Raw genomic sequence first — 541 nt, 5'->3', positions numbered from 1 at the left:
TCTAAATTTACTTTTTCTAGTGATCAGTAAATAAAGTAATATGACGACTGGTGCTAAAAATTGTAACAAAGTAGCGATGGCAACATTACCTTTATCAATGGTCGCCATAAAAGTGTATTGCACACCTAACATGCCGAATAAAGCATAGATGATCAATTGAAATAATGAATGTTTGACTCTAAATATATTTGTTAAAGGATGTTTCTGAATTAATTTTGCAATGAGCAAAAGAAAAAATCCACTTAATATTAATCTTTCTGCTACAAATAATGAAACGGGTAAATGATATTCTGTAAATAACTTTTCAGTAACCGTTCCACCTAATCCCCAAAAAGTAGCGCCAAGCATCACTAATAAAGTACCTTTTAGTTGTTTGTTTTGCACTTATAAGCCCCTCGATTCTAAAAGATGTTAATTAATTAATTAATTAATTTTAGCATTTGATAAATTATTAAACAATAAGTTGAAATGTTTTACTTGCAATTTTATAATATGCGTTCTTATAATGAACATAATGAGTTAAAAGTGAGGTTTCCGCATG

General features: G+C 28.8%; 1 protein-coding gene. It reads right to left on the bottom strand.

The features are described 5' to 3' along the window. Window positions 1-384: EamA family transporter (locus KA900_RS14705; RefSeq protein ID WP_210139799.1), on the bottom strand; the 384-nt coding region annotated here is incomplete at its 3' end. Between the last annotated feature and the right edge of the window lie 157 nt (window positions 385-541).

Origin of the sequence: Staphylococcus sp. GDY8P120P (genome assembly GCF_017892065.1) — a bacterium.
Taxonomy (GTDB): domain Bacteria; phylum Bacillota; class Bacilli; order Staphylococcales; family Staphylococcaceae; genus Staphylococcus; species Staphylococcus nepalensis.
This window is presented reverse-complemented; position numbering and strand designations above follow the sequence as displayed.